This window comes from Ruegeria sp. HKCCA5491, assembly GCF_013034565.1.
Taxonomy (GTDB): Bacteria; Pseudomonadota; Alphaproteobacteria; order Rhodobacterales; family Rhodobacteraceae; genus Ruegeria.
Window position 1 is genome coordinate 17,625 of record NZ_WQGG01000001.1, and the last position, 18,547, is coordinate 36,171.

Below are 18,547 nucleotides of genomic sequence, written 5' to 3' on the forward strand. Positions count from 1 at the left end.
TACGTTTTGCTTCAAAAAAAATGACATAGGCGGTGGGCTGCTCCAAAGTGCTTTTTGAGGAGAGCATTATGCCGGATGTTTTCGACCGAATTTCAGATTGGTTGCAGAAATTAGCCTTCTTCGAAGGCGAGGTAGGTGGTCTGGTCGAGCATCTGAGCCACAGGCTGATCGACGGCGGCGTGCCAGTTGCCCGGGTCTCTCTGGGTCGCCTCATGATGCATCCCGTCATTGGCTTGGTCGATGCCACTTGGGATATATCAACGGATCGTATTGAATGGACTGTCATGCCTCGCAGTTCCATCACGGATGAGCTTTTTGACAGTGCACCCTTTGGCGAAAACACTAAACTGTCAGATCAAGTGGCCAGCAGGTTTTTTCACCGAGAAATCTGGGACCTTGCCGATGGCCTTGTAGGCGAATTGGAAATGGTGCCGCTTTTGCGTGCCAACCTGACGAACCAATCAATCCGGGATAAATACCCGATATACCAAAAACTGGCTTCATCAGGTTTCACCGACTACCTCGTATTGTCCGTTCCGTTTGGCACACGCACCGTATCGTTCGATAATGGATCGGAGTGGGTGCTTGGTGCTTCTGTATCCTTTGCAACAAAGAGGCGCTCTGGATTTACGCAACGAGAAATCGATGGTCTTGCGCGTCTGTCCATACCGCTTTTTGGCACGGTTCGTGTTTATACAGAGCAGTTTTTGGCAGCAGAATTAATGGAAGCTTATCTGGGCAGGATTTCCGGTCAATCAGTCTTGAACGGTCAGATATCACGTGGCGATGTTCAGGAAATCGATTGTGTCCTTCTATTCAGCGACATGCACGGGTCAACGGCTCTGAGCCAACGCCTGTCGCCGGAAGACTATGTTGCTGTCGTTAACCGTTACTTTGAATGCGTTGCCGGAGCGGTTCACGACCACGGCGGAGAAGTGTTGAAATTTGTAGGTGATGGCTTGCTGGCGATTTTCCCGTTTGACGATCACCGACGTTTGCCGGAAGACATGTGCGAGGCAGCCCTGTCAGCTGCTCGAGAAGCGTTTCAAAGGCGCGCAGAAATTGCGCCTGATTACCAAACCGATTTTGGAATTGGCCTACACATGGGTTCAGCGATCTATGGCAACGTGGGAACCGAAAAACGATTGGACTTCACGGTGACAGGTACGTCAGTTGCTTTGGTCAGCAGATTGGAAAACTTAACTCGGTCGCTTGATGCGCCTTTGCTGGCAACGAGTGATTTTGAAAAGCTTGTATCCGAAACGCCTCTTGCACTTGGGTCGCAAACCATGCGTGGGTTTGAAGAAGCCGTAGAGATTTTTGCTTTCAAACACTTGGACTGAAGTACGAGTTCCCCACCATACGGAGCACGAACACTAAGACATTAATGTCCGCTCTGCGGACAAAGCTGCCGATAAGTCAGCTTGTTGGGATGTATGAAAACGGCCCAAAGCCGACCTTCGGGTTTCAGCTTTTGCCGCAGCGCGGCATGCTCTAATTCTAAAGTGGTTTTTGATAGCCTCAGTACTAACCCTCACTTAGGCTCACTTTTGGCAAACCATTGCTGACGCAAAGACGAAGTGACCTAAATTCATACCCTCGCTTTCTCGAAGGCTGACCAAGCGGTTTCGAATACTTCAAAATCAAATCCCGGCTGGCTCGCCGCGTCGAGGATAATGTGCTCTGTTGTCAATAGCTTTTGGATTGCGGCTTCCAATTGATCGACGACATCCTCGGGAACCACCAGAGCACCGTGTCGGTCGGCGTGCATCAGTTCTCCCGAATTGACCGTCAGACCGAATACCGAGACCTGCGTGTCGATCTCGCGGACATGGACGAAACCATGGCTCGGCCCGATCGAACCGGCGACAACTGGGAAACCTTCGGGCAGGTCTCCGAGGTCGCGCATGACACCATTGGTCACCACGCCAGACATGCCAAAGCCTTTGTGAACCGTAGTGTTGACCTCACCCCAATAAGCTCCGATGCAGTCCGGATAATCCACGTCCTCAATCACCGCGACTGATGGGTTTGGGCCTTCGGCCATATATTTATAATAGGCCATGCGTCGGCATTTGATGACCTCCTGCGGCTCGGTCGGCGGATGGACCGCTGCAATTTTGGCGGTGCGCGCATAGCCGACGATTGCCGGTTCGTTCGGTGCCGAACTGAGCATGGTGCCACGCGTGAACCGGTCAAACCCGCGTTTGCCCTGCGCCACCTCAATGGCGTTGCAGACGGTGGGCGTGTCGACCTTGCGAAGCAGAGACAATAGGGATGGTGTCATGTGTCCTCCAGCCAGCGGATCAAGGCCGCTGTGGTTTCCTTGGGTTTTTCCAGTGTGGGCAAGTGACCTGCCCCGTCGACGATCTCCAACGTGCTTTGCGGCAGTAGGTCATGCATCATCTGGTGACGTTCAACCGGGCAAAGTCCGTCGTCACGCCCGCACAGGACCAGTGTTTTGCCCGCGTAGGATGAAAGGGTCGCGCATTGGTCTGGACGGCCCATCAGCGCTTGCGACTGGCGCAGAAACACATCCGGGCCCAGATCGGTTGCCATTGCCATGCACAGGTCAAGAATAGCCCCTTGCGGGGGACCGTCAGCAAGGTAGTTGGGCTTCATCTCATCCCGCATCACATCCCATAGTCGACCCTCACTTACAGCCGCCATCTGCGGCGCGCGGCGGGCTTTGACCTCGGGCTTTTCGGCCAGCGGGTTGGTGTCGAGCAGAGCCAATTGCGTGACCCGGTCTTGTGCTTGACGCACCACCTCCATCGCCACGATACCGCCCATGGACAGGCCAGCGAGGGCGAAGTTTGGTGGCGCATGATTCAGGGTATCGGCCGCCATCGCCTCTACATCGTCATGCTGGCTCAATGGGAAGGTCATCACGGGCACCCTGCCCGACAAAGCCTGGATCTGAGGACCGAAGAGGCGGGCATCGCACATCATGCCCGGTAAGAAGATAAGCGGCGTCATGCACTGGTCAGCTTTGCGCCGTCGGACAGTGCGATGAGCTTGGCGTAGGCAATCTGCGGGTCCACCGCGCCGAACCCGGCGAAAGTACCAAAGCCGCAATCGCTGCCTGCGATCACACGATCCGTACCGACGATGCTGGTGAATCGGTCGATCCGTTGGGCGACAAGCTCTGGATGTTCGACAAAATTGGTGGTGGTATCGACCACGCCCGGCACCAAAACCTTGTCACCGGGGATTTCGGCTTTACGGTCGCGGAATACGGTCCATTCATGCGCGTGGCGCGGGTTGGACGTTTCGAACAGGACATAACGCGACTTGGTGGCCATCAGCGTGCTGAAAACCTTGTCCATCGCAATATCACAGCAATGCGGACCCTCGTAGTTACCCCAGCAGATATGCACCCGGACGCGATCCTGCGGCACGTTCTGCAGCGCATGGTTCAGGGCCTCAACATGCATGTTGGCGATCCTGACAAACTCCTCATCAGACAAATCAGTGAACAGCATATGGCGAGACAGGGCCAGATCGGGGCAATCCAGTTGCAAGTCCAAACCGGCAGCAACGATAGTTTCGTATTCCTCTTTCATCGCATCTGCCAGGGCGGCCAGATAGGCCTCTCGCGTCGAATAGAAATCGTTCTGCAAGAAAAGCGAGATCACGCCCGGCGACGCAGCGTTCATAAACCCGCGCTTCACCCCATGCTGCGTCATCGCGGCCTTGAGATTGGCTATATCTTTTTCCAGTTCGCCCTGCCCCTTCGAGCGCACCTCTCCGGTACACATGGGGCGCGCGTATTGTGGTGTGCCACCGTCATCAGCCAACCGTTGCAGGAAGCCGGGGAACATTTTCAGGTCGGCGGGGGCGTTACGCGGGCTGTCACCGGAAAAGCCTGTATAACGGTCCTTTACGTAAGTCGCGTATGAAATCTTTGAGGTCTCGCCGTCACTAACAATGTCCACCCCGGCTTCAACTTGCTTGCTCACCGTTTCAGTTACGGCGTCGGACATGCAGGCATCAAACGCGGCTACGTCATAGGGTTCGCCCCGTTCCCTGGCAAAGATGAAATCCACCACGTCCTGCGAACGCGGCAAAGACCCGACATGAGTAGTCTGGACCGACATTGAGCCCTCCTAATTCTTTCGCGCCATCAGCACGCTGTGGCTTTCGGTTTCCTTTTTCTTTGCAAGGAGCCCAGTCATACGCAGACCACTTTATCAAGGCACACGGGATAGCCGGTCGGAGACAACGAGGCGTGATAAACGCTTTCTGTTCCAACCGTGCCGTGCTCTACCCCCGCATTGGGGCCAACGGTCTGCAACAACATTCCACCATGGCGCGCCATGCGGGCGATACCTTCTTTTTGTTGGTCTGCAGTCAGGTGGGAGAAATTGTTCCAGGCAATGATCCCATCGAAAAGTTGATCCAACTCAAAAGTACGCCCGTCCGCCTGGCGCCAATCAGCATTTGGCCAGCGCTCACGCGACCGTTGATCGTCATAAGCCTTGGCCTGACGCTCGTAGACGGCGTGGGTATCTTCGGGATCCGCGATCATCCAGTCCAGGTTGCTCCTGCCGGGTCGTCAGTCGCCTTGATCCGGTACAGACCCGCCTGCCCGGTCATCGACGGTTCAACGCTATAGCGTTCCCCCGGCAGAACCAAGGCAGTATCCCCATTTGATATTGTGGTTTCAAACCCCTCGACCGAAACCCGCCAGTGTCCGCTTGCGGGCATCAGAACAACCGGTTTCTCAGCGACAACCGGATCGGTCACACTAGATCCACGCCCAAGGAAGTCGACCTCGAACCCGGGCTTATCCTTAATCAGACCGTTTTCACCGATCACTTGGGCCGGTTTATTGGCTGACAGCGCCATCAGGTCCCAGTAACGAGCAACGTATTTGCCAACCACATCTTCGACCGGAACCTCAGGGTAGTCTTTCAACTGTTCGTCGGTCAGCACCGGCATAGGATGCACGTTGTGAGGCAGTTCCTGCCCTTTCTTGGAGTCATAAAGAACCCCGTTGTCACCCAGCATCAGCCCATGCGCCTGCGCGTCCTCGATCACCTGCGGAGCCCATGTCACCCCGCCGCCTGCATCATCCCCGCCAAGGATCGACATGATCATGCCGTAGTCCTGGCCGACATTTTCAAAACCACGGAAGATACCCGTGGGAATGTTGAAGATATCACCCTCTTCGGCGATGAACTCGCCCGCTGTCCCATAGCGACCCCAGAAAAAGCGCCAACAGCCCTTGGCAACAAAGAACACCTCGGCAGTTGTATGGCTGTGCAGCGAGTTGCGGCACTTGGGCGGCTGTCCCGCCGCGCCAATGTTGAACCCGATCTTATCGGTGATGTGGACGTGCTGATCAGGCGACTCGGACACCCCGCCGCCGATGATCGTGAAGTTTTCCTTTTGGTCCGATCCCGGTGTGTGGGCGTCGATAAAGGCGGTTTTGCAGGGCCGAAGTTCGCCATAGCGAACGATGCGGTGTTGTATTGTGCTCATGATAGTCTCCGAAACGAATAGCAGTGCGGCAGGTCGATCGAACCCATTGCGCCCGGAGGACGATTGTTCAGCCGCCGTGCCCGCAAAGACGCCCGGTGACAATGCAGTCGCCGGGTTCCTTCGCTGGTGTCGAGCAAGGCAAGGCTTTGCGGCATTACACGTCCCCTGTGGCCAGCAGCACCTGTTTCCAAACAGCGGTTTCATCGAACAGGGTCCACTCGCGCCGAACCCTGATGTCGCCGCCAATCAGCTCTCCCCACTCGACATGGCTGATGCCAAGAACATAAAGCTCGGCCCCTGTCGGCGCGCCAAATGTGCCCCAACCGTCATGGGTTCCGTGCAGGCTCCACCGCAGGGCCGAGCGCGGCGGCATGTTGGGATCGTCGCGCCCGATCTGGTGATGGATGGTGAACGTGGCGTTGGGCATCGCGGCACGCAATGACATCCAGAACCGGTCAACCGGATCCCACCCATGCCCTGTCACACCACCTGGGTATTCGGATTGCACGGCCCTGTCATAGTCACGCTCGACCGCGCCCATATCCGCGTTCATCATCCGGGTCAGCAGATCGGCATGGCGCTGGCCCCACGCGTTGTCGTTTCCCTTTCCCTTATAGGGACCTTCGACATCGTTGGATGGGGTCAGGGGCCGGACGCATTTTTCAGGGCCGCTTTCCCGCGCGATCAGATCGGCCGCATAGCCCTTGGGATCCCAGCCCAACTGACGGACGATCGCCCCCTGATCCCGGATCAGCCATTCGTCATCGATCTTGTTATCTTTCGCATGACAATCCGCGAGGATCCGGTATTGCAGTCTGCTTCCCTTGGGCTTGCCATAGACGCCTTCGCTCAAATGTGTGGCCGTGGACAGAATGCGATGAGAGCTGAGCATGCCTTGTTCCGGGGTGCCGGACCAGATCACGTCCTCGCCCAGAAGCTGGCGATCCGGGAACTCTGCCAAGGTCGCCATGGTCGCGCCGATCACGTTCTGGTTCCCCAAAACGACGGAACCGGGCGACCGGACCACGATGTCCTCACCGTAGTAGTCGTGCAAGGTCGCGATACCGCGATCTTCCCAGATTTCCTTGGTGATACCGACGATATAGTCCGGGAAATCCCGGAATTTCGGATCAAAGCCCTTCATGTTTCTGTCCTTTGTGGAGTCCAGCCCCGCGGCAGCCGCGCCGAGGTTCGCACGACCAGCGGGCCGTCAATCGCGACCTTGCGTGGCTCGACTGCATCGGGATTTTGAATGTGGTCCAGCAGGGCCGCGACGGTTTCCGCGACCATCAGATTGGCCCGTTGTCGGATCGTTGTCAGGTTATACGCTGGCCATCCAGCCGGAGGAACGTCGTCATAACCAACGACCGAGACATCTTCGGGGATGCGCAACCCCAGTTCAAACCGGATTACGTCCATCACGGCCAATGCCATGTGGTCGTTGGCCACAAATACCGCGTCGGGGCGTTCGTCGGGGTCTACATCAAACATCTGACGCGCAGCGGCTTGGGCGTTTTCGGTGTGAAACATCCCGTCCTGCACCGCAAACACGGATCGACCCGCTTCGGACAACACCGCCCGAAAACCCGCCTCGCGGTCACGCTGAGTCGAGGCGCCCTGCCACCCCGAGATATAGCCGATCCGTTCGTGCCCACCCGCCAGAAGGAACTCGGCCACCTTTCGGCCGCCTGCGTAGTTATCCGACGTGACGGTAGTGATCCCCTCGATATCCTGACTACGGTTGAACAGGACAACCGGGACACCTGCCTGCTGGCACCGCGTCGCGATATCGGAAGACATCGGGACCGAGGCCAGAACAACGCCGTCGACCTGATAATCCAGAATCTCCTCCATCACGTCGTCTATGTTGCCAGCCGACCGAGAGGCCATGAATATCAGAACGTGATAGCCATGCTCCTGCAAACCGTTCGACAGTTTCTCCAACGCTTCGGGATAAAAGTAGTTGTCCAGATAACCGACCACCAAACCGATGATGCGGCTTTTGCCAGAGACCATGGCGCGGGCCAGCACGTTTGGGCGATATCCCAACTCCTCAGCGGCTTTGCGCACTTTTTCCTCGGTCTTCTTGCTGACGGATGCTCCGGGCGTGAAGACGCGGCTGACGGCGGACTGGCTGACGCCTGCGCGCTGCGCGACCTGAAGGGATGTAATTTTCTCAGCCATCAGTCTGCCGTCCACCCGCCGTCAATCAACATGGAGGTGCCGGTCACAAGCGCCGACGCGTCCGACGCCAAGTAGCGCACGGCACCCATGATGTCCTCGACCTCGCCCACGCGGTCCAGCTTGATCATGTCCATGATCCACGCGGCGCGTTCGGGATTGTCGAAGGTCGATTGCGTCAGCGGCGTGCGGATGAAGGTCGGGCACACGGTGTTGATCCGTACGCCCTGTTTGCCCCATTCGATGGCCATCGACTTAACCATACCCTCCAGCCCGTGCTTGGTCGCGCAATAGACCGCCCGGTCAATCCCGCCGACATGACCCATCTGGCTTGAGATATGGACGATCGAGCCGCGTTTGCCGGCGTTGATCAAAGCCTTGCCTGCATAGGCCGACAGGAAATACGCGGATCGCAGGTTCAGATTTGCGACCGCGTCGAAATCCTCGGGCGTTGTCTCGGTCGCCCGGCTGTGCCGCGCCAATCCCGCGGAATTGACGACGACGTCAAACACACGGGACGCAAACAGGGTTTTCAGCGCCTCCAGATCCGTTTGATCCACGACCAATGCTTCTGCGGACCAGCTGTTCGATTGCAACGCGGCCACCGTGTCTTGCAACCGATCTGCCCCGCGCGCCGCACACACCACATGTGCCCCGGCCTCGGCCAGAGCAACGGCACATCCCTGCCCGATGCCCGATGACGCTCCGGTCACCAGGGCGGTTTTGCCGTTCAGGGAAAAGGATGGCGTTCGGGGCAGGTCTGTCATTGGCTCATTCCGTCAGGTATTTCGATACGGCCCAGATTGCGGGCCTTATTGAATTCCCGCAGACGGGCAAAGACGTCAACGCCAAGCTGCCGAAAAGCATCCAGAAGATCGACCAGCACCCAGTTTTCGCGAATTTTGCCGTCTTCGAGACGCCAGAAATCGAGGCTGCGCATGGTGATCTTTTTGCCTGAAGGCGCAATGCCCATCCAGCCGTCATGGGTCACAGTCTGGATCATGTTGGGCCAACCAGTGACGGCCGCATACTCTCCATCTCCGAAGAAGTGATAGGTGATGTCATCCACATATTGCCCGCGATCTGGCATGCCATTCAGGAAGGGGATCTGATGCCAGTTGCGGAACCCGGAAATACCCCGCCCTGTGCCGATCCCGGACGGGCCGTACCAGTTCATGCGGGGATGCCAGAACCGCTCCATCTCCATCACTTCGGGACCGCCCACTGATGGGTGTTTCTTGAGGTATTCCAGCATGTCGATGATGTGCTGACAGGTTTCCTTGCCCTTGGCCGCATCATAGGGGCCGGGCACGAACCCATCTTGGGTCGCAGGACCGGGCACGTGCCATTCGCGGCCAAGGCTGGGGGCCATGGGCCACGCATTTGCCTGCATCATCACCTCGGGGATGTCCCAAAGCGCCTGCATCTCGACCACTTTACCGTCCACGAACCGATAGAATTCGTGGAACCGCATCGTGACCTGATGACCTGTTGGCGGGATATCCAGCCATGGTCCGGTGAAGGTGCCGGTGTAGTACCCGCCGCAACCGACCCAATCAGCGCCAAACTCATCCGGTCCGGCCATGACGATATAGTCGCGCCGTTCCAGATCGGGCCACGCCGTCAGCAAGCCCTTGTAAACGCCATCGTAGTAGGTTTCGCTGCCGGTCATGTCTCCGAACGGATGACACAGGCGGAACAAGGCATCGGGCGCACAAAGATCAACCAGGACGCGACGCACCCCGGCTTCGGAAAAGTCGTACATCGCTGCCCTCAGCGGGGCGATCAGGTCTTTGTGCAGACTGTGCTGGTCACTCATTCCGCCGCATCCCTATACGGCGCGGCCTTTCCGTATGGCACGTTGATGCCCCCATACCGGCGAACGCGCACGTTGCATTGTTCCGCGTGCCCCACAAACCCTTCCAGCATGCACAGGCGCGAGCCATATTCACCGATCAGAGTTGCCGCTTCGTCGGTCAGAACCTTCTGGTACGAGTGCGTTTTCAGGTATTTGCCGACCCAAAGACCGCCCGTGTATCGCCCTGCTTTCTTTGTGGGCAAGGTGTGGTTCGTCCCAATCACCTTGTCCCCGTTCGACACATTGGTGCGAGCCCCAAGGAACAGCGCCCCGTAGCAGGTCATGTTCTCAAGGAACCAATCGTCACGATCCGTCATCACCTGCACATGTTCCGAGGCAATGTCGTCGGCCACCTTCAGCATCTCGTCATAGGTTTCGCAAACGATGACCTCGCCATATTCCGCCCACGACACTTTGGCGGTGTCCGCCGTCGGCAGAATGTCCAGCAGCCGATCAACTTCGGCCAAAGTCTCCTCGGCCAGTTTGCGCGAGTTGGTCAAAAGCACGCAGGGGCTGTTATATCCATGTTCAGCCTGACCCAGCAGGTCGGTCGCGCACAGTTCCGCATCGGCCGCGGTTTCATCTGCAATCACCATGGTTTCGGTCGGGCCTGCGAACAGGTCGATGCCGACACGGCCAAACAACTGGCGTTTGGCTTCGGCGACAAAGGCGTTGCCGGGGCCGACCAGCATATGAACGGGGTTGATTGTCTGAGTGCCAAGCGCCATTGCGCCAATGGCCTGAATGCCGCCCATGACATAGATTTCGTGTGCTCCGCCCAGATGCATGGCCGCGATGACCGCAGGGTTTGGCTTGCCCTGAAACGGAGGCGTGCAGGCGATAATGCGTGGAACCCCCGCAACGGACGCCGTCGCCACCGACATATGCGCCGAAGCCACCATCGGGAACTTACCGCCGGGAACGTAACAACCAACGGACTGCACAGGGATATTCTTGTGGCCCAGTATAACGCCCGGCAGGGTTTCGACCTCGATATCCAGCATCGAATCCCGTTGCGCCTGCGCAAAGTTACGCACTTGCTCTTGGGCGAACTTGATATCCGCCAGCTCACGGTCGGAAAGCTGGCTGATCAGGTCTTCGATTTGGTCCTGCGACAGCCGGAACGAGGCCGGTGAATAATTGTCGAATTTCTCGCTCAGCTCGCGCACGGCGACATCGCCGCGGGTTTCAATGTCTTTCAGCGTCGCTTCGACCACGGCACGGGTTTTGGCGTCATCTTCGGCCCGGTCAGCGTCAGATTTACCGCGTTTGAGATACTCGATTGCCATTTTTCAATCCTCAGTTTTCGGGCCGAGGTGGAAGTTTTTCCCCTCGGTCAAATGCTTCCCAGCCCTGACCGTTGAACAGGTCAACGCCCAGTTGGGCTGCGACATGGGCAAAATCCACGTTCACCCAGTTGTCGACAATCTTGCCGTCGACGACTTTCCAGAAATCCATGTACCGGATCTCGACCCGCTTTCCTGTCGCGGCGATGCCCAGAAACTCGCCGGAATGGGTTGCTTCCTGACGGCCGAAGGCGGCAGCCCATTCCCCCATGTAAAGGCGGGCCTCATCAATGCAGACCTTGTCGGAAAACGCCGCCTGAAACGGGCGCTGCCAGTTGTTCTGGAATTCCTGCAGGCCGGTCTTCGTGCCGCAGCCCTGATTGCCCATCCAGCGAAAGCCCTGCGCGAAAAACTCGCCAATGTCGTCAATGCGATGGTCATTCAGACCATCCACCATGGTTTCGATAACCCGGCGCGTGTCGTCTGTTTTGCTCAGGTCAGTGTCACGGGTCAAAACCGCTTGTTCGGGGCGCGAACCTTTCATTTCCATATCCTTTCAGGTTGCCAGAGAGTGGTGTTGGGGGCGTGACCCCCGACACTCAGAAAATCTCTGGGCATCCTGTTCAGCGCCGGGTGGCGCGACATGGCGTTATGGCGGGCGTGGTTGCTCATCAGCCTTTCACCGCCCCTGCTGTCAGACCGCTGACGATCTGACGCTGGAAGATCAGGACAAGGAAGATCAGCGGCGCGGTGATCGACACGGCGGCGGCCACGGCGACAACCTGATCGGTGGTCGTGGTCTCACGGTTGAACATGCCGACGATAGCGGGAACCATCGTCTGGTTTTGTGCATCCAGCAGCAGCGCGGTGACGAGAAAGTCGTTATAGGCCAGAAGGAAACTGAACAGTCCGGTTGTGATGACCCCCGGCCACATCACCGGCATGATCACACGGCGGAACGCCTGAAAATGGCTGCACCCATCGACGCGGGCGGCCTCGTCCAGTTCGGCAGGGATATTCTGGAAGAAGGACCGCAGCATCCAGATTGTAAAGGGTTGGTTGATCGCAACCAGAACCGCGATGACCGCGAAGGGTTTGCCATACAGGGTCGGCGCGTTTTCCCCCAGAATGGGGCTGAGCCATTCGGCCGAATTGATGAAAACTGGCAGGTAGCCCGCAACCAGAACCGAATGCGGCAGTGCGCGGAACACCAAAGCCACAATCAGAATCCAGAATGCCAGCGTGGACCCGGACCGTGCCAGACCGTACCCGGCCAGCGTTCCGACGGTCAGGGACACGGTAACCACCCCGGTCGTAACGATCAGAGAATTCTTGAAGTTGTTCGAGAACCCCCGGTCAATCCAGACCGTTTTGTAATGTTCGGTGGTCAGGCCCAGCACGTCCCGCCCCAAAGGACCGAATACTGGATTCAGCACATTCAGAATGGCGGGAAGTACAACAAAAAACAGCAATAGGAAGCCAACCAGCAAAGCCAGCACGCCGATCAGCCAGCCAAACCACTCCTGCCTGGGCTTGGTGTAGGATTTGATCATCGACGGCAGCTTTTTGGTTGCCAGAGTGATCGTTCCCCAGATCATCGCGATACCCAGAATGATATCCAGCAGGGACAATCCCTTTCCGACGCCCAAGGTCGCGGGGCCAAAAATCACGTTCAGCGCGTTGCTGTCAAAGGCATCGACGGGTGACTTGAAGCTCATCACCACGATCCAGAAGATCGGGAAGGCCGCAATCAGGCACCAAAGCGCCAGAAAGATGTTCGAGGTCAGCCGCAGGCTGAAAGGCTGGCGAAGCGCGCGTGAGGACATATCAGTGGCCTCCTTTGTGATCGCGCCATGTACGGCGCAGCGGCAGGATAAGCAGGATGACAACACCGATCATGGTCAACATCGAGTTGGCCGAGGCCCGACTGATCGACCGGTTACCCGCCTGATCCGGCGTCAGATAATCGAAGGTCAGCCATTGCAGCGAGATGACGTAGCCTTGGCTCGAGAAGCCGACGATCTCTTCAAACACCCGGTAGCTGTCCATCAGGTGGATCATCGACACGAAGATGATCAGCGGCATCAGATGCGGGATCACGATGTACTTCATCCGCTGCCAGCGCGTTGCCCCGTCGATGACGGCGCTTTCCAGACTGTCCTGATTGACGGTCTGAAGACCCGCATAGAAGACGATGGCGGCAAACGGCGCGACGTGCCAGACGCGGTAAAGCATCATCAGGATTTCGATCGTCCACGCCTGGGCAAACAACGCGATGTCGCGGTTCAACCACCATTCGATCAACGCTGTCATGATCCCGTCGCCGCGAAACAGCCAGTTGATCGACAAGACGCCGATCACAGGCGTGATGATGAAGGGCAGCAGCGAGATAAAGATCACGGGGCCTCGTATCGACCGGGCCGCATTGTTGATCAAAACCGCGATACCCAGACCGCATCCGACCACCAAAGGCAGCGTGATCAGCGTGAAGGTCAGCGTGAAGCGCAGCGCTTTCCAGAAGTTGATCGTGGATAGAACCTGCCAATTCCCGTCGCTGATCGCGCGCCAAGCTCGCTCGGGCTCTAGCACGTTACGGTAGCTTTGCAATCCGACATACTGGGTCTGGGTGATAATCTCGCCGTGTTCATCCAGTTTCGGCTGCGACACCAGCTCGGTCACGCAGGTCTGCGTGAGAAAGCCCGGCGTGCAGGTTTCCTTCTCAACCGTCTCATAGATCGGCTGGGTGACGTAAAAGCTCTGCTTGAACACGCTGACCAGCGGGAACGCGATAAAGAGAAGCATCATAAAGACAGAGGGGCCGACAAAGGCGGCAAATGTCCGGATATTCATGGCTCTGCCTTTCTCATGGTTCTCGGGTGGAAAAAGCGGGAGGGCGCAGGGCCCTCCCCAGAGAGGATCAGTTGCTGATCAGACCAGCCTCTTTCGCAGCGGTGATGTAATCCGCCTCAATGTCGGCCAGTGTGGTTTGCGCATCCTTGGCACCGGTCAGATAGTCCGCCAGACCATTGCCCAGAGAGGTGTGCATGATGCCCATCGGACCGGACGCAGGATAGGCTTTGGCGCCACCTTCGGCCGAGGCCGCGGCACCGGCGGCCAGATCGCCCGGGGTATACGCAGTGCTGAGCCAGACCGCCGTGTCGTTGTTGGCGCTGACCATGTCACCATCCATACCTTCCAGTGCGACACGGAAGGCGGCGTCGGCCTCTTCATCGCTCATGTTCGAGGCCAGCACGATACCGTCCCACCAAATCGTGGTCGCAGGAACAGCCGATCCCATCGGGGCTGCGGCCATCGTAACCTTACCAACCACCTGGCTTTCGGCTTCGTCGTTCATGGCAGCCGCGCGGCTGGCCCAAAGGTTCGCCATCGCAATCTTGCCTTGCTGGAACTGCTGCTGAACATAGGTCGAGTCCGACACCAGATATTCCGGGTCCATGAACTCGGTCATGGCCTTCATCGTCTCAAGCGCGGCTACGCCCTGTTCGTTGTTGATCGCGGGCATGTTGCCGTCGCCAAAGAACTGGCCGCCTTCGCCAAGGTACATGTTGACGAATTCCTGACCCAGATTCCAACCGGTCTTGAACGTACCGCCAATCGGATAGTCCATGGCGCCCGCTTCCTTGATCTTGGCGGCTGCGGCCAGAACGTCGGCATAGGTCTTGGGTTCTTCGATGCCCAGCTCGGCCAGAACGTCGTCGCGATACATCAGGTGCTGCGCGTTCACCATCATAGCAATCGCCATGGTTTTGCCGTCCACCTTGATCAACTGGTTCGGCAGAAGGTCCTGTCCGTATTTCTCAACCAGATCATCCAGCGGCCGGATAGTGCCCGCGTTCAGCAGCGGCACCAGCGTGGCGTTCGAGACGCCGCCAATCTGGTAGAGCGCGGGATCAGCCGCAAACGCTTCGGGCTGTTTTTCGCGGAATTCCTGATCGAGCGAGGCGCTGAAATTGCCGCACTCGGCCATCGCGTCGGTCACGGCTTTCCAGGCTTCAAACCCGGCCGAGAGCGACTTTAGCGGGACATCGTTTTCAAAGGCACAGTCCGACCACGCGCCTGCGGCGGCAAAGGACATGGCACCGGCCAAGAGGATTGTTTTGAGTTTCATGCGTTTCTCCCTGTCAGGATCGGTCCGTCGTCGACGTCCGGACCGGTTGTGTGCCCGGTTGGGCTGTTGTGGGGCTATGCCCCGATCCGCGCACCGCTTTCAGCTTCAAAGAGGTGACAGATGTCTTTCGGCACCGAGAACGAGACGCTTTCGCCGATCTCGGCGCGGAATGCTTTGTCGGCTTTCACGGACACCAGCGCACCACCGACGCGGACCGAGATCATGGTCGCGTCACCCAGCAGTTCGAGCGTGTAGATCGGAGCCGTAATTTCGCCCTGTCCTTCGGCAAGGCCCGCGTCTTCGGCCCGGAAACCCAAGGTCAGGGGGCCATCGGGGGCATCGACCGGAATCTGGACGTTCTCGGCGCGGAACACACCGCCCGACACCTCTCCGTCCATGAGGTTCATCGCAGGCGAGCCGATAAAGCTGGCGACAAATGTATTGGCAGGCCGGTCGTAAATCTCGGTCGGGCTGCCGACCTGCTGAACTACGCCCTGTTTCATGACGACAACGCGGTCAGCCAGCGTCATCGCCTCGATCTGGTCGTGGGTCACATAGATCGTCGTCACCGCCAGTTCATGGCTGAGGTTCTTGATCTGCGCCCGCGTCGAAACCCGCAGCTTGGCGTCCAGATTGGACAGCGGTTCATCCATCAGGAACACGTTCGGCTCGCGCACGATGGCGCGGGCCAACGCCACGCGCTGACGCTGTCCACCAGACAGTTCGGCAGGTTTGCGATGCAGGAAGTCATCCAATTCCACCATCGCGCTGGCCTGGCGAACTTTTTCGTCATGGGTCGAGGGATCAATCCCGCGCACTTTCAGAGGAAAGCGGATGTTTTCATAGACGTTCATGTTCGGATACAGAGCGTAGCTTTGGAACACCATCGCCACGTCCCGATCCTTGGGCTCAAGATCGTTGACGACTCTGCCATCAACCAGAATTTCACCCTCGGTCACGTCTTCAAGCCCGGCAATCATCCTCATCGTCGTGGTTTTGCCACAGCCCGACGGCCCCAGCAGAACCAGAAACTCACGATCCGCAATTGTCAGGTCGAAATTATGAACCCCAACGAACGAGCCCCAGCGCTTGCCGACGTTGCGCAATTGAATTTCCGCCATGATGCCCCCTGCAAGGATTCGTTTTGCATACGTTTGCAAAACTGTAATATGCACTTATCAATTCTGGCAAGACATTTTTGCATACGTATGCAAGAATGCGCGGAACACCCGACTCACAACGGCTGTAAACCAACCGTAAAACTTGATCGCAATGGTAAATACCGTGACCTTTCAGACAGAAAAAAGCCTTGTCTCTGCATTTCACAACGCGCTGGAAACCGCGACACAGGAAGAAACCTCAAATGTCCTGAGCCAATTCTGCGCCCCTGATTTGCTGTGGCGCGGCTTTCATCCCTTCAACCAGATCATCGGTGCCAACCAAGTTGCCCGGTATTTCTGGCAACCGTTGAAAAGCAGCCTGACACGGCTGCAAAACCGCATAGATATCCTATTTGCAGGGCAAAACTCGCTGCGGGACGATGCGGATGTCTGGGTTGTATCCATGGGGCATCTGATGGGGTTGTTCGACCAGCCGTGGCTGGGCATCCGCCCCACTGGCAAGTTGGCTTTCCTGCGCTATTGCGCATTTTACAAAATTGTCGGTGACAGGATTGTCGAAACGGCAATGTATTTTGATATACCGCATCTGATGGTTCAGGCCGGACAGAACCCCTTTCCACCACAAACGGCGGCGCATCTGGTTCAGCCCGGACCAATGACCCATGACGGTCTGCTATGGAACAAACAACCTGTCGACGAGGGCGAAAAGACCTTAGCAGTCATCAACGCAATGATATCGGATCTCGGCCAATGGGACAGCGGGTTATCTATTGAGGATGAACTGGCCCGAGCCTGGCATGATGACATGATCTGGTGGGGCCCAGAGGGGATTGGCGCGACCTACTCAATCGACCGATACGCAAGGCAACATTCGGGCCCCTTCCGGGCCACTTTCACAGACCGGACAAAAACCAGCCATATCTGCCGTTTGGCCGAGGGGCACTATGGCGGCTTTTTTGGTTGGCCCAATTTCACTGCAATTCCTTCGGGTGGGTTTATGGGGATGCCAGCCACCAGAAAACCCGGTGAGTTCAGGGTGATTGATATCTATCGCCGCGCAGGCGACAAGCTGGCCGAGAATTGGATTTTCATCGACTTGCTGCATTTCTGGAAAGGGCAAGGGGTAGACATTCTGGGCCGCACCACAGGAATCGAAACACCATGAGAATAGATGCGCACCACCATCTGTGGGACCTTACGGCCGTAACCTATCCCTGGCTCATGGAAAAAGGTGCCGTCCGCTTTTTCGGCGACCCAGCCTCGATTCAACGGGACTATCTGTTGCCGGAGTTTCGCGCAGATGCCCAGGCTCAAGGCTTCACCGCATCGGTTCACGTTCAGGTCGGCGCAGCCGATCCTTGGGCCGAGGCGCAATGGGTGCAGTCAGTGGCCGATCAGTCCCCGGATTGGCCGTTGGTTCAGATTGCTTTCTGCGACCTGACTGCTGGTGATTTGAGCGAACAGCTTGACCGCCTCCAAACGTTGCCGTCTGTGCGCGGCGTGCGTCAAATCATTGGCCGCGCCCCGGGAGAGGATGCAAAAACGGGCACGAATGCGCTGCTTCAGGACCCAAGGTTCCTGTCTGGCCTGAGGCAACTGGGCGAGCGCGGTTTGTCCTTTGATCTTCAACTGTTGCCCGAGCTGATGAAACAAACCGCAAGTGTGCTTGCGAAGGCCCCGGATACGCAGATCGCGCTCTGCCATGCTGGCTCGCCCCATGACCGGTCCGCAACGGGGATACAGAAATGGGCGGACGCGCTGACGGCACTGTCGAACCTGCCACAGGTCTATTGTAAGCTTTCTGGCCTCGGGATGTTTGACCACAACTGGAGCGCAGAAAGCGTCTCCCACATCGTTTCGACCTGCTTGTCAAAATTCGGCGCAGATCGTTGCATGTTCGGATCAAATTTTCCGGTTGATAGCCTTTCGTCTACTTACGAAGAGCTTGCTCATCGATATCAACTCCTTATCCCGAGGGAGAACCACACCGACGTTTTCTGCAACTCATCAAGGCACTTTTACTACATCGATTAGGGTAGGACGCACGCGAACTAAAAGGCTTCCGCGTAGTTTCAAGAGTGTCAGCTTTGCAGCCGCAGCGAATGGCCGCTTTCCGCCCATTGAGGAGGATGCTGCGCCAAGAAGCAAGGTCCAGTTGGGCTCGCAGCGGACGTTCGCTGCACCCGGCGTGAACGACTGCTACGTGGACGGAGCAGACATTCAAAGCAAAGGCCGATGCCACCAACGGCCCATCGGTTTCGGAGAGCTTGCGATGCGCAACAGAAGCGATGCACAATGGACGCATGTCAACCTTGCAACGGATCATTCTAACCGCAACCACTTTGACGCTTGCTGGTACGGCGGCAGTTTCTTTGGAGATGTCCTGCACTCACCCTGACAGCCCAAATCACACTTACAGCATTACCGGTGATCAGGGTGTATTTACCTGGGGTGACCACGACATCAAGCGCACATGGTTGCTCAA

18 protein-coding genes are annotated in these 18,547 nt (G+C 57.4%); 3 read left to right on the forward strand and 15 right to left on the reverse strand.

Going from position 1 to position 18,547, the window contains the following annotated elements; genetic code table 11:
* Positions 1-32 precede the first annotated feature (32 nt).
* Complete coding sequence (locus GOV88_RS20675) at positions 33-1,343, forward strand: adenylate/guanylate cyclase domain-containing protein (protein WP_171239170.1); 1,311 nt, start codon at positions 33-35, stop codon at positions 1,341-1,343.
* A gap of 248 nt (positions 1,344-1,591) precedes the next feature.
* Here GOV88_RS20675 and GOV88_RS00100 read toward each other — a convergent pair whose 3' ends face one another.
* The 15 genes from GOV88_RS00100 to GOV88_RS00170 form a co-directional block, all read right to left on the reverse strand.
* A complete protein-coding gene (locus tag GOV88_RS00100) occupies positions 1,592-2,287 on the reverse strand; it encodes an RraA family protein (RefSeq protein WP_171124847.1) in 696 nt (231 codons plus the stop codon).
* Complete coding sequence (locus GOV88_RS00105) at positions 2,284-2,979, reverse strand: alpha/beta fold hydrolase (RefSeq protein ID WP_171239171.1); 696 nt, start codon at positions 2,977-2,979, stop codon at positions 2,284-2,286. Before GOV88_RS00105 ends, GOV88_RS00100 begins: the two co-directional genes overlap by 4 nt.
* Positions 2,976-4,100, reverse strand: coding sequence for a cobalamin-independent methionine synthase II family protein (locus tag GOV88_RS00110; protein ID WP_171124849.1), 1,125 nt, complete (start codon positions 4,098-4,100; stop codon positions 2,976-2,978). Before GOV88_RS00110 ends, GOV88_RS00105 begins: the two co-directional genes overlap by 4 nt.
* A 74-nt stretch (positions 4,101-4,174) precedes the next feature.
* Positions 4,175-4,531 carry a trans-aconitate 2-methyltransferase gene (locus tag GOV88_RS00115; protein WP_171239172.1) on the reverse strand — a complete coding sequence of 119 codons (357 nt, stop codon included), beginning with the start codon at positions 4,529-4,531 and terminating at the stop codon, positions 4,175-4,177.
* Positions 4,528-5,487 carry a cupin gene (locus GOV88_RS00120; protein WP_171124852.1) on the reverse strand — a complete coding sequence of 320 codons (960 nt, stop codon included), beginning with the start codon at positions 5,485-5,487 and terminating at the stop codon, positions 4,528-4,530. The genes GOV88_RS00115 and GOV88_RS00120 overlap by 4 nt, the downstream gene beginning before the upstream one ends.
* Positions 5,488-5,641: 154 nt before the next feature.
* Positions 5,642-6,631: an ester cyclase gene (locus GOV88_RS00125; protein ID WP_171124854.1), complete on the reverse strand. Its 990-nt coding sequence runs from the start codon at positions 6,629-6,631 to the stop codon at positions 5,642-5,644.
* Positions 6,628-7,671 carry a LacI family DNA-binding transcriptional regulator gene (locus GOV88_RS00130; protein ID WP_171239173.1) on the reverse strand — a complete coding sequence of 348 codons (1,044 nt, stop codon included), beginning with the start codon at positions 7,669-7,671 and terminating at the stop codon, positions 6,628-6,630. Before GOV88_RS00130 ends, GOV88_RS00125 begins: the two co-directional genes overlap by 4 nt.
* Positions 7,671-8,435 carry an SDR family NAD(P)-dependent oxidoreductase gene (locus tag GOV88_RS00135; protein ID WP_171124856.1) on the reverse strand — a complete coding sequence of 255 codons (765 nt, stop codon included), beginning with the start codon at positions 8,433-8,435 and terminating at the stop codon, positions 7,671-7,673. Before GOV88_RS00135 ends, GOV88_RS00130 begins: the two co-directional genes overlap by 1 nt.
* Complete coding sequence (locus GOV88_RS00140; protein WP_171239174.1) at positions 8,432-9,487, reverse strand: ester cyclase; 1,056 nt, start codon at positions 9,485-9,487, stop codon at positions 8,432-8,434. The genes GOV88_RS00135 and GOV88_RS00140 overlap by 4 nt, the downstream gene beginning before the upstream one ends.
* A complete protein-coding gene (hisD, locus tag GOV88_RS00145) occupies positions 9,484-10,815 on the reverse strand; it encodes a histidinol dehydrogenase (RefSeq protein ID WP_171124860.1) in 1,332 nt (443 codons plus the stop codon). The genes GOV88_RS00140 and hisD overlap by 4 nt, the downstream gene beginning before the upstream one ends.
* Before the next feature lie 10 nt (positions 10,816-10,825).
* Entirely contained in the window at positions 10,826-11,356 is a 531-nt protein-coding gene (locus tag GOV88_RS00150) for an ester cyclase (RefSeq protein WP_170566240.1), read from the reverse strand.
* A gap of 127 nt (positions 11,357-11,483) precedes the next feature.
* Positions 11,484-12,638 (reverse strand): carbohydrate ABC transporter permease, encoded by a 1,155-nt coding sequence (locus GOV88_RS00155; RefSeq protein ID WP_171239175.1) that lies wholly within the window; start codon positions 12,636-12,638, stop codon positions 11,484-11,486.
* Between the two features lies 1 nt (position 12,639).
* Positions 12,640-13,662 carry a carbohydrate ABC transporter permease gene (locus GOV88_RS00160; protein ID WP_171239176.1) on the reverse strand — a complete coding sequence of 341 codons (1,023 nt, stop codon included), beginning with the start codon at positions 13,660-13,662 and terminating at the stop codon, positions 12,640-12,642.
* Positions 13,663-13,729: 67 nt separating this feature from the next.
* Positions 13,730-14,941: an ABC transporter substrate-binding protein gene (locus tag GOV88_RS00165; protein ID WP_171124868.1), complete on the reverse strand. Its 1,212-nt coding sequence runs from the start codon at positions 14,939-14,941 to the stop codon at positions 13,730-13,732.
* A gap of 74 nt (positions 14,942-15,015) precedes the next feature.
* Positions 15,016-16,062: an ABC transporter ATP-binding protein gene (locus GOV88_RS00170; protein WP_171124870.1), complete on the reverse strand. Its 1,047-nt coding sequence runs from the start codon at positions 16,060-16,062 to the stop codon at positions 15,016-15,018.
* Between the two features lie 163 nt (positions 16,063-16,225).
* Between GOV88_RS00170 and GOV88_RS00175 the strand changes: the two genes are divergently transcribed.
* Both GOV88_RS00175 and GOV88_RS00180 read left to right on the forward strand, forming a co-directional pair.
* On the forward strand, positions 16,226-17,227 hold the full coding sequence (locus GOV88_RS00175; RefSeq protein ID WP_371808186.1) for an ester cyclase: 1,002 nt from the start codon (positions 16,226-16,228) through the stop codon (positions 17,225-17,227).
* Positions 17,224-18,096 (forward strand): amidohydrolase, encoded by an 873-nt coding sequence (locus tag GOV88_RS00180; RefSeq protein WP_171124874.1) that lies wholly within the window; start codon positions 17,224-17,226, stop codon positions 18,094-18,096. The genes GOV88_RS00175 and GOV88_RS00180 overlap by 4 nt, the downstream gene beginning before the upstream one ends.
* Positions 18,097-18,547 lie beyond the last annotated feature (451 nt).

Excerpts from the sequence above, each read along its gene's own strand:
- GOV88_RS00125 (WP_171124854.1), bottom strand. The coding sequence starts at position 6,631 with ATGAAGGGCTTTGATCCGAAATTCCGGGATTTCCCGGACTATATCGTC.
- GOV88_RS00110 (WP_171124849.1), bottom strand. The coding sequence starts at position 4,100 with ATGTCGGTCCAGACTACTCATGTCGGGTCTTTGCCGCGTTCGCAGGAC.
- GOV88_RS00165 (WP_171124868.1), bottom strand. The coding sequence starts at position 14,941 with ATGAAACTCAAAACAATCCTCTTGGCCGGTGCCATGTCCTTTGCCGCC.
- GOV88_RS00150 (WP_170566240.1), bottom strand. The coding sequence starts at position 11,356 with ATGAAAGGTTCGCGCCCCGAACAAGCGGTTTTGACCCGTGACACTGAC.
- GOV88_RS00105 (WP_171239171.1), bottom strand. The coding sequence starts at position 2,979 with ATGACGCCGCTTATCTTCTTACCGGGCATGATGTGCGATGCCCGCCTC.
- GOV88_RS00160 (WP_171239176.1), bottom strand. The coding sequence starts at position 13,662 with ATGAATATCCGGACATTTGCCGCCTTTGTCGGCCCCTCTGTCTTTATG.
- GOV88_RS00180 (WP_171124874.1), top strand. The coding sequence starts at position 17,224 with ATGAGAATAGATGCGCACCACCATCTGTGGGACCTTACGGCCGTAACC.
- hisD (WP_171124860.1), bottom strand. The coding sequence starts at position 10,815 with ATGGCAATCGAGTATCTCAAACGCGGTAAATCTGACGCTGACCGGGCC.
- GOV88_RS00120 (WP_171124852.1), bottom strand. The coding sequence starts at position 5,487 with ATGAGCACAATACAACACCGCATCGTTCGCTATGGCGAACTTCGGCCC.
- GOV88_RS00170 (WP_171124870.1), bottom strand. The coding sequence starts at position 16,062 with ATGGCGGAAATTCAATTGCGCAACGTCGGCAAGCGCTGGGGCTCGTTC.
- GOV88_RS00100 (WP_171124847.1), bottom strand. The coding sequence starts at position 2,287 with ATGACACCATCCCTATTGTCTCTGCTTCGCAAGGTCGACACGCCCACC.
- GOV88_RS00135 (WP_171124856.1), bottom strand. The coding sequence starts at position 8,435 with ATGACAGACCTGCCCCGAACGCCATCCTTTTCCCTGAACGGCAAAACC.
- GOV88_RS00140 (WP_171239174.1), bottom strand. The coding sequence starts at position 9,487 with ATGAGTGACCAGCACAGTCTGCACAAAGACCTGATCGCCCCGCTGAGG.
- GOV88_RS00115 (WP_171239172.1), bottom strand. The coding sequence starts at position 4,531 with ATGATCGCGGATCCCGAAGATACCCACGCCGTCTACGAGCGTCAGGCC.
- GOV88_RS00155 (WP_171239175.1), bottom strand. The coding sequence starts at position 12,638 with ATGTCCTCACGCGCGCTTCGCCAGCCTTTCAGCCTGCGGCTGACCTCG.
- GOV88_RS00130 (WP_171239173.1), bottom strand. The coding sequence starts at position 7,671 with ATGGCTGAGAAAATTACATCCCTTCAGGTCGCGCAGCGCGCAGGCGTC.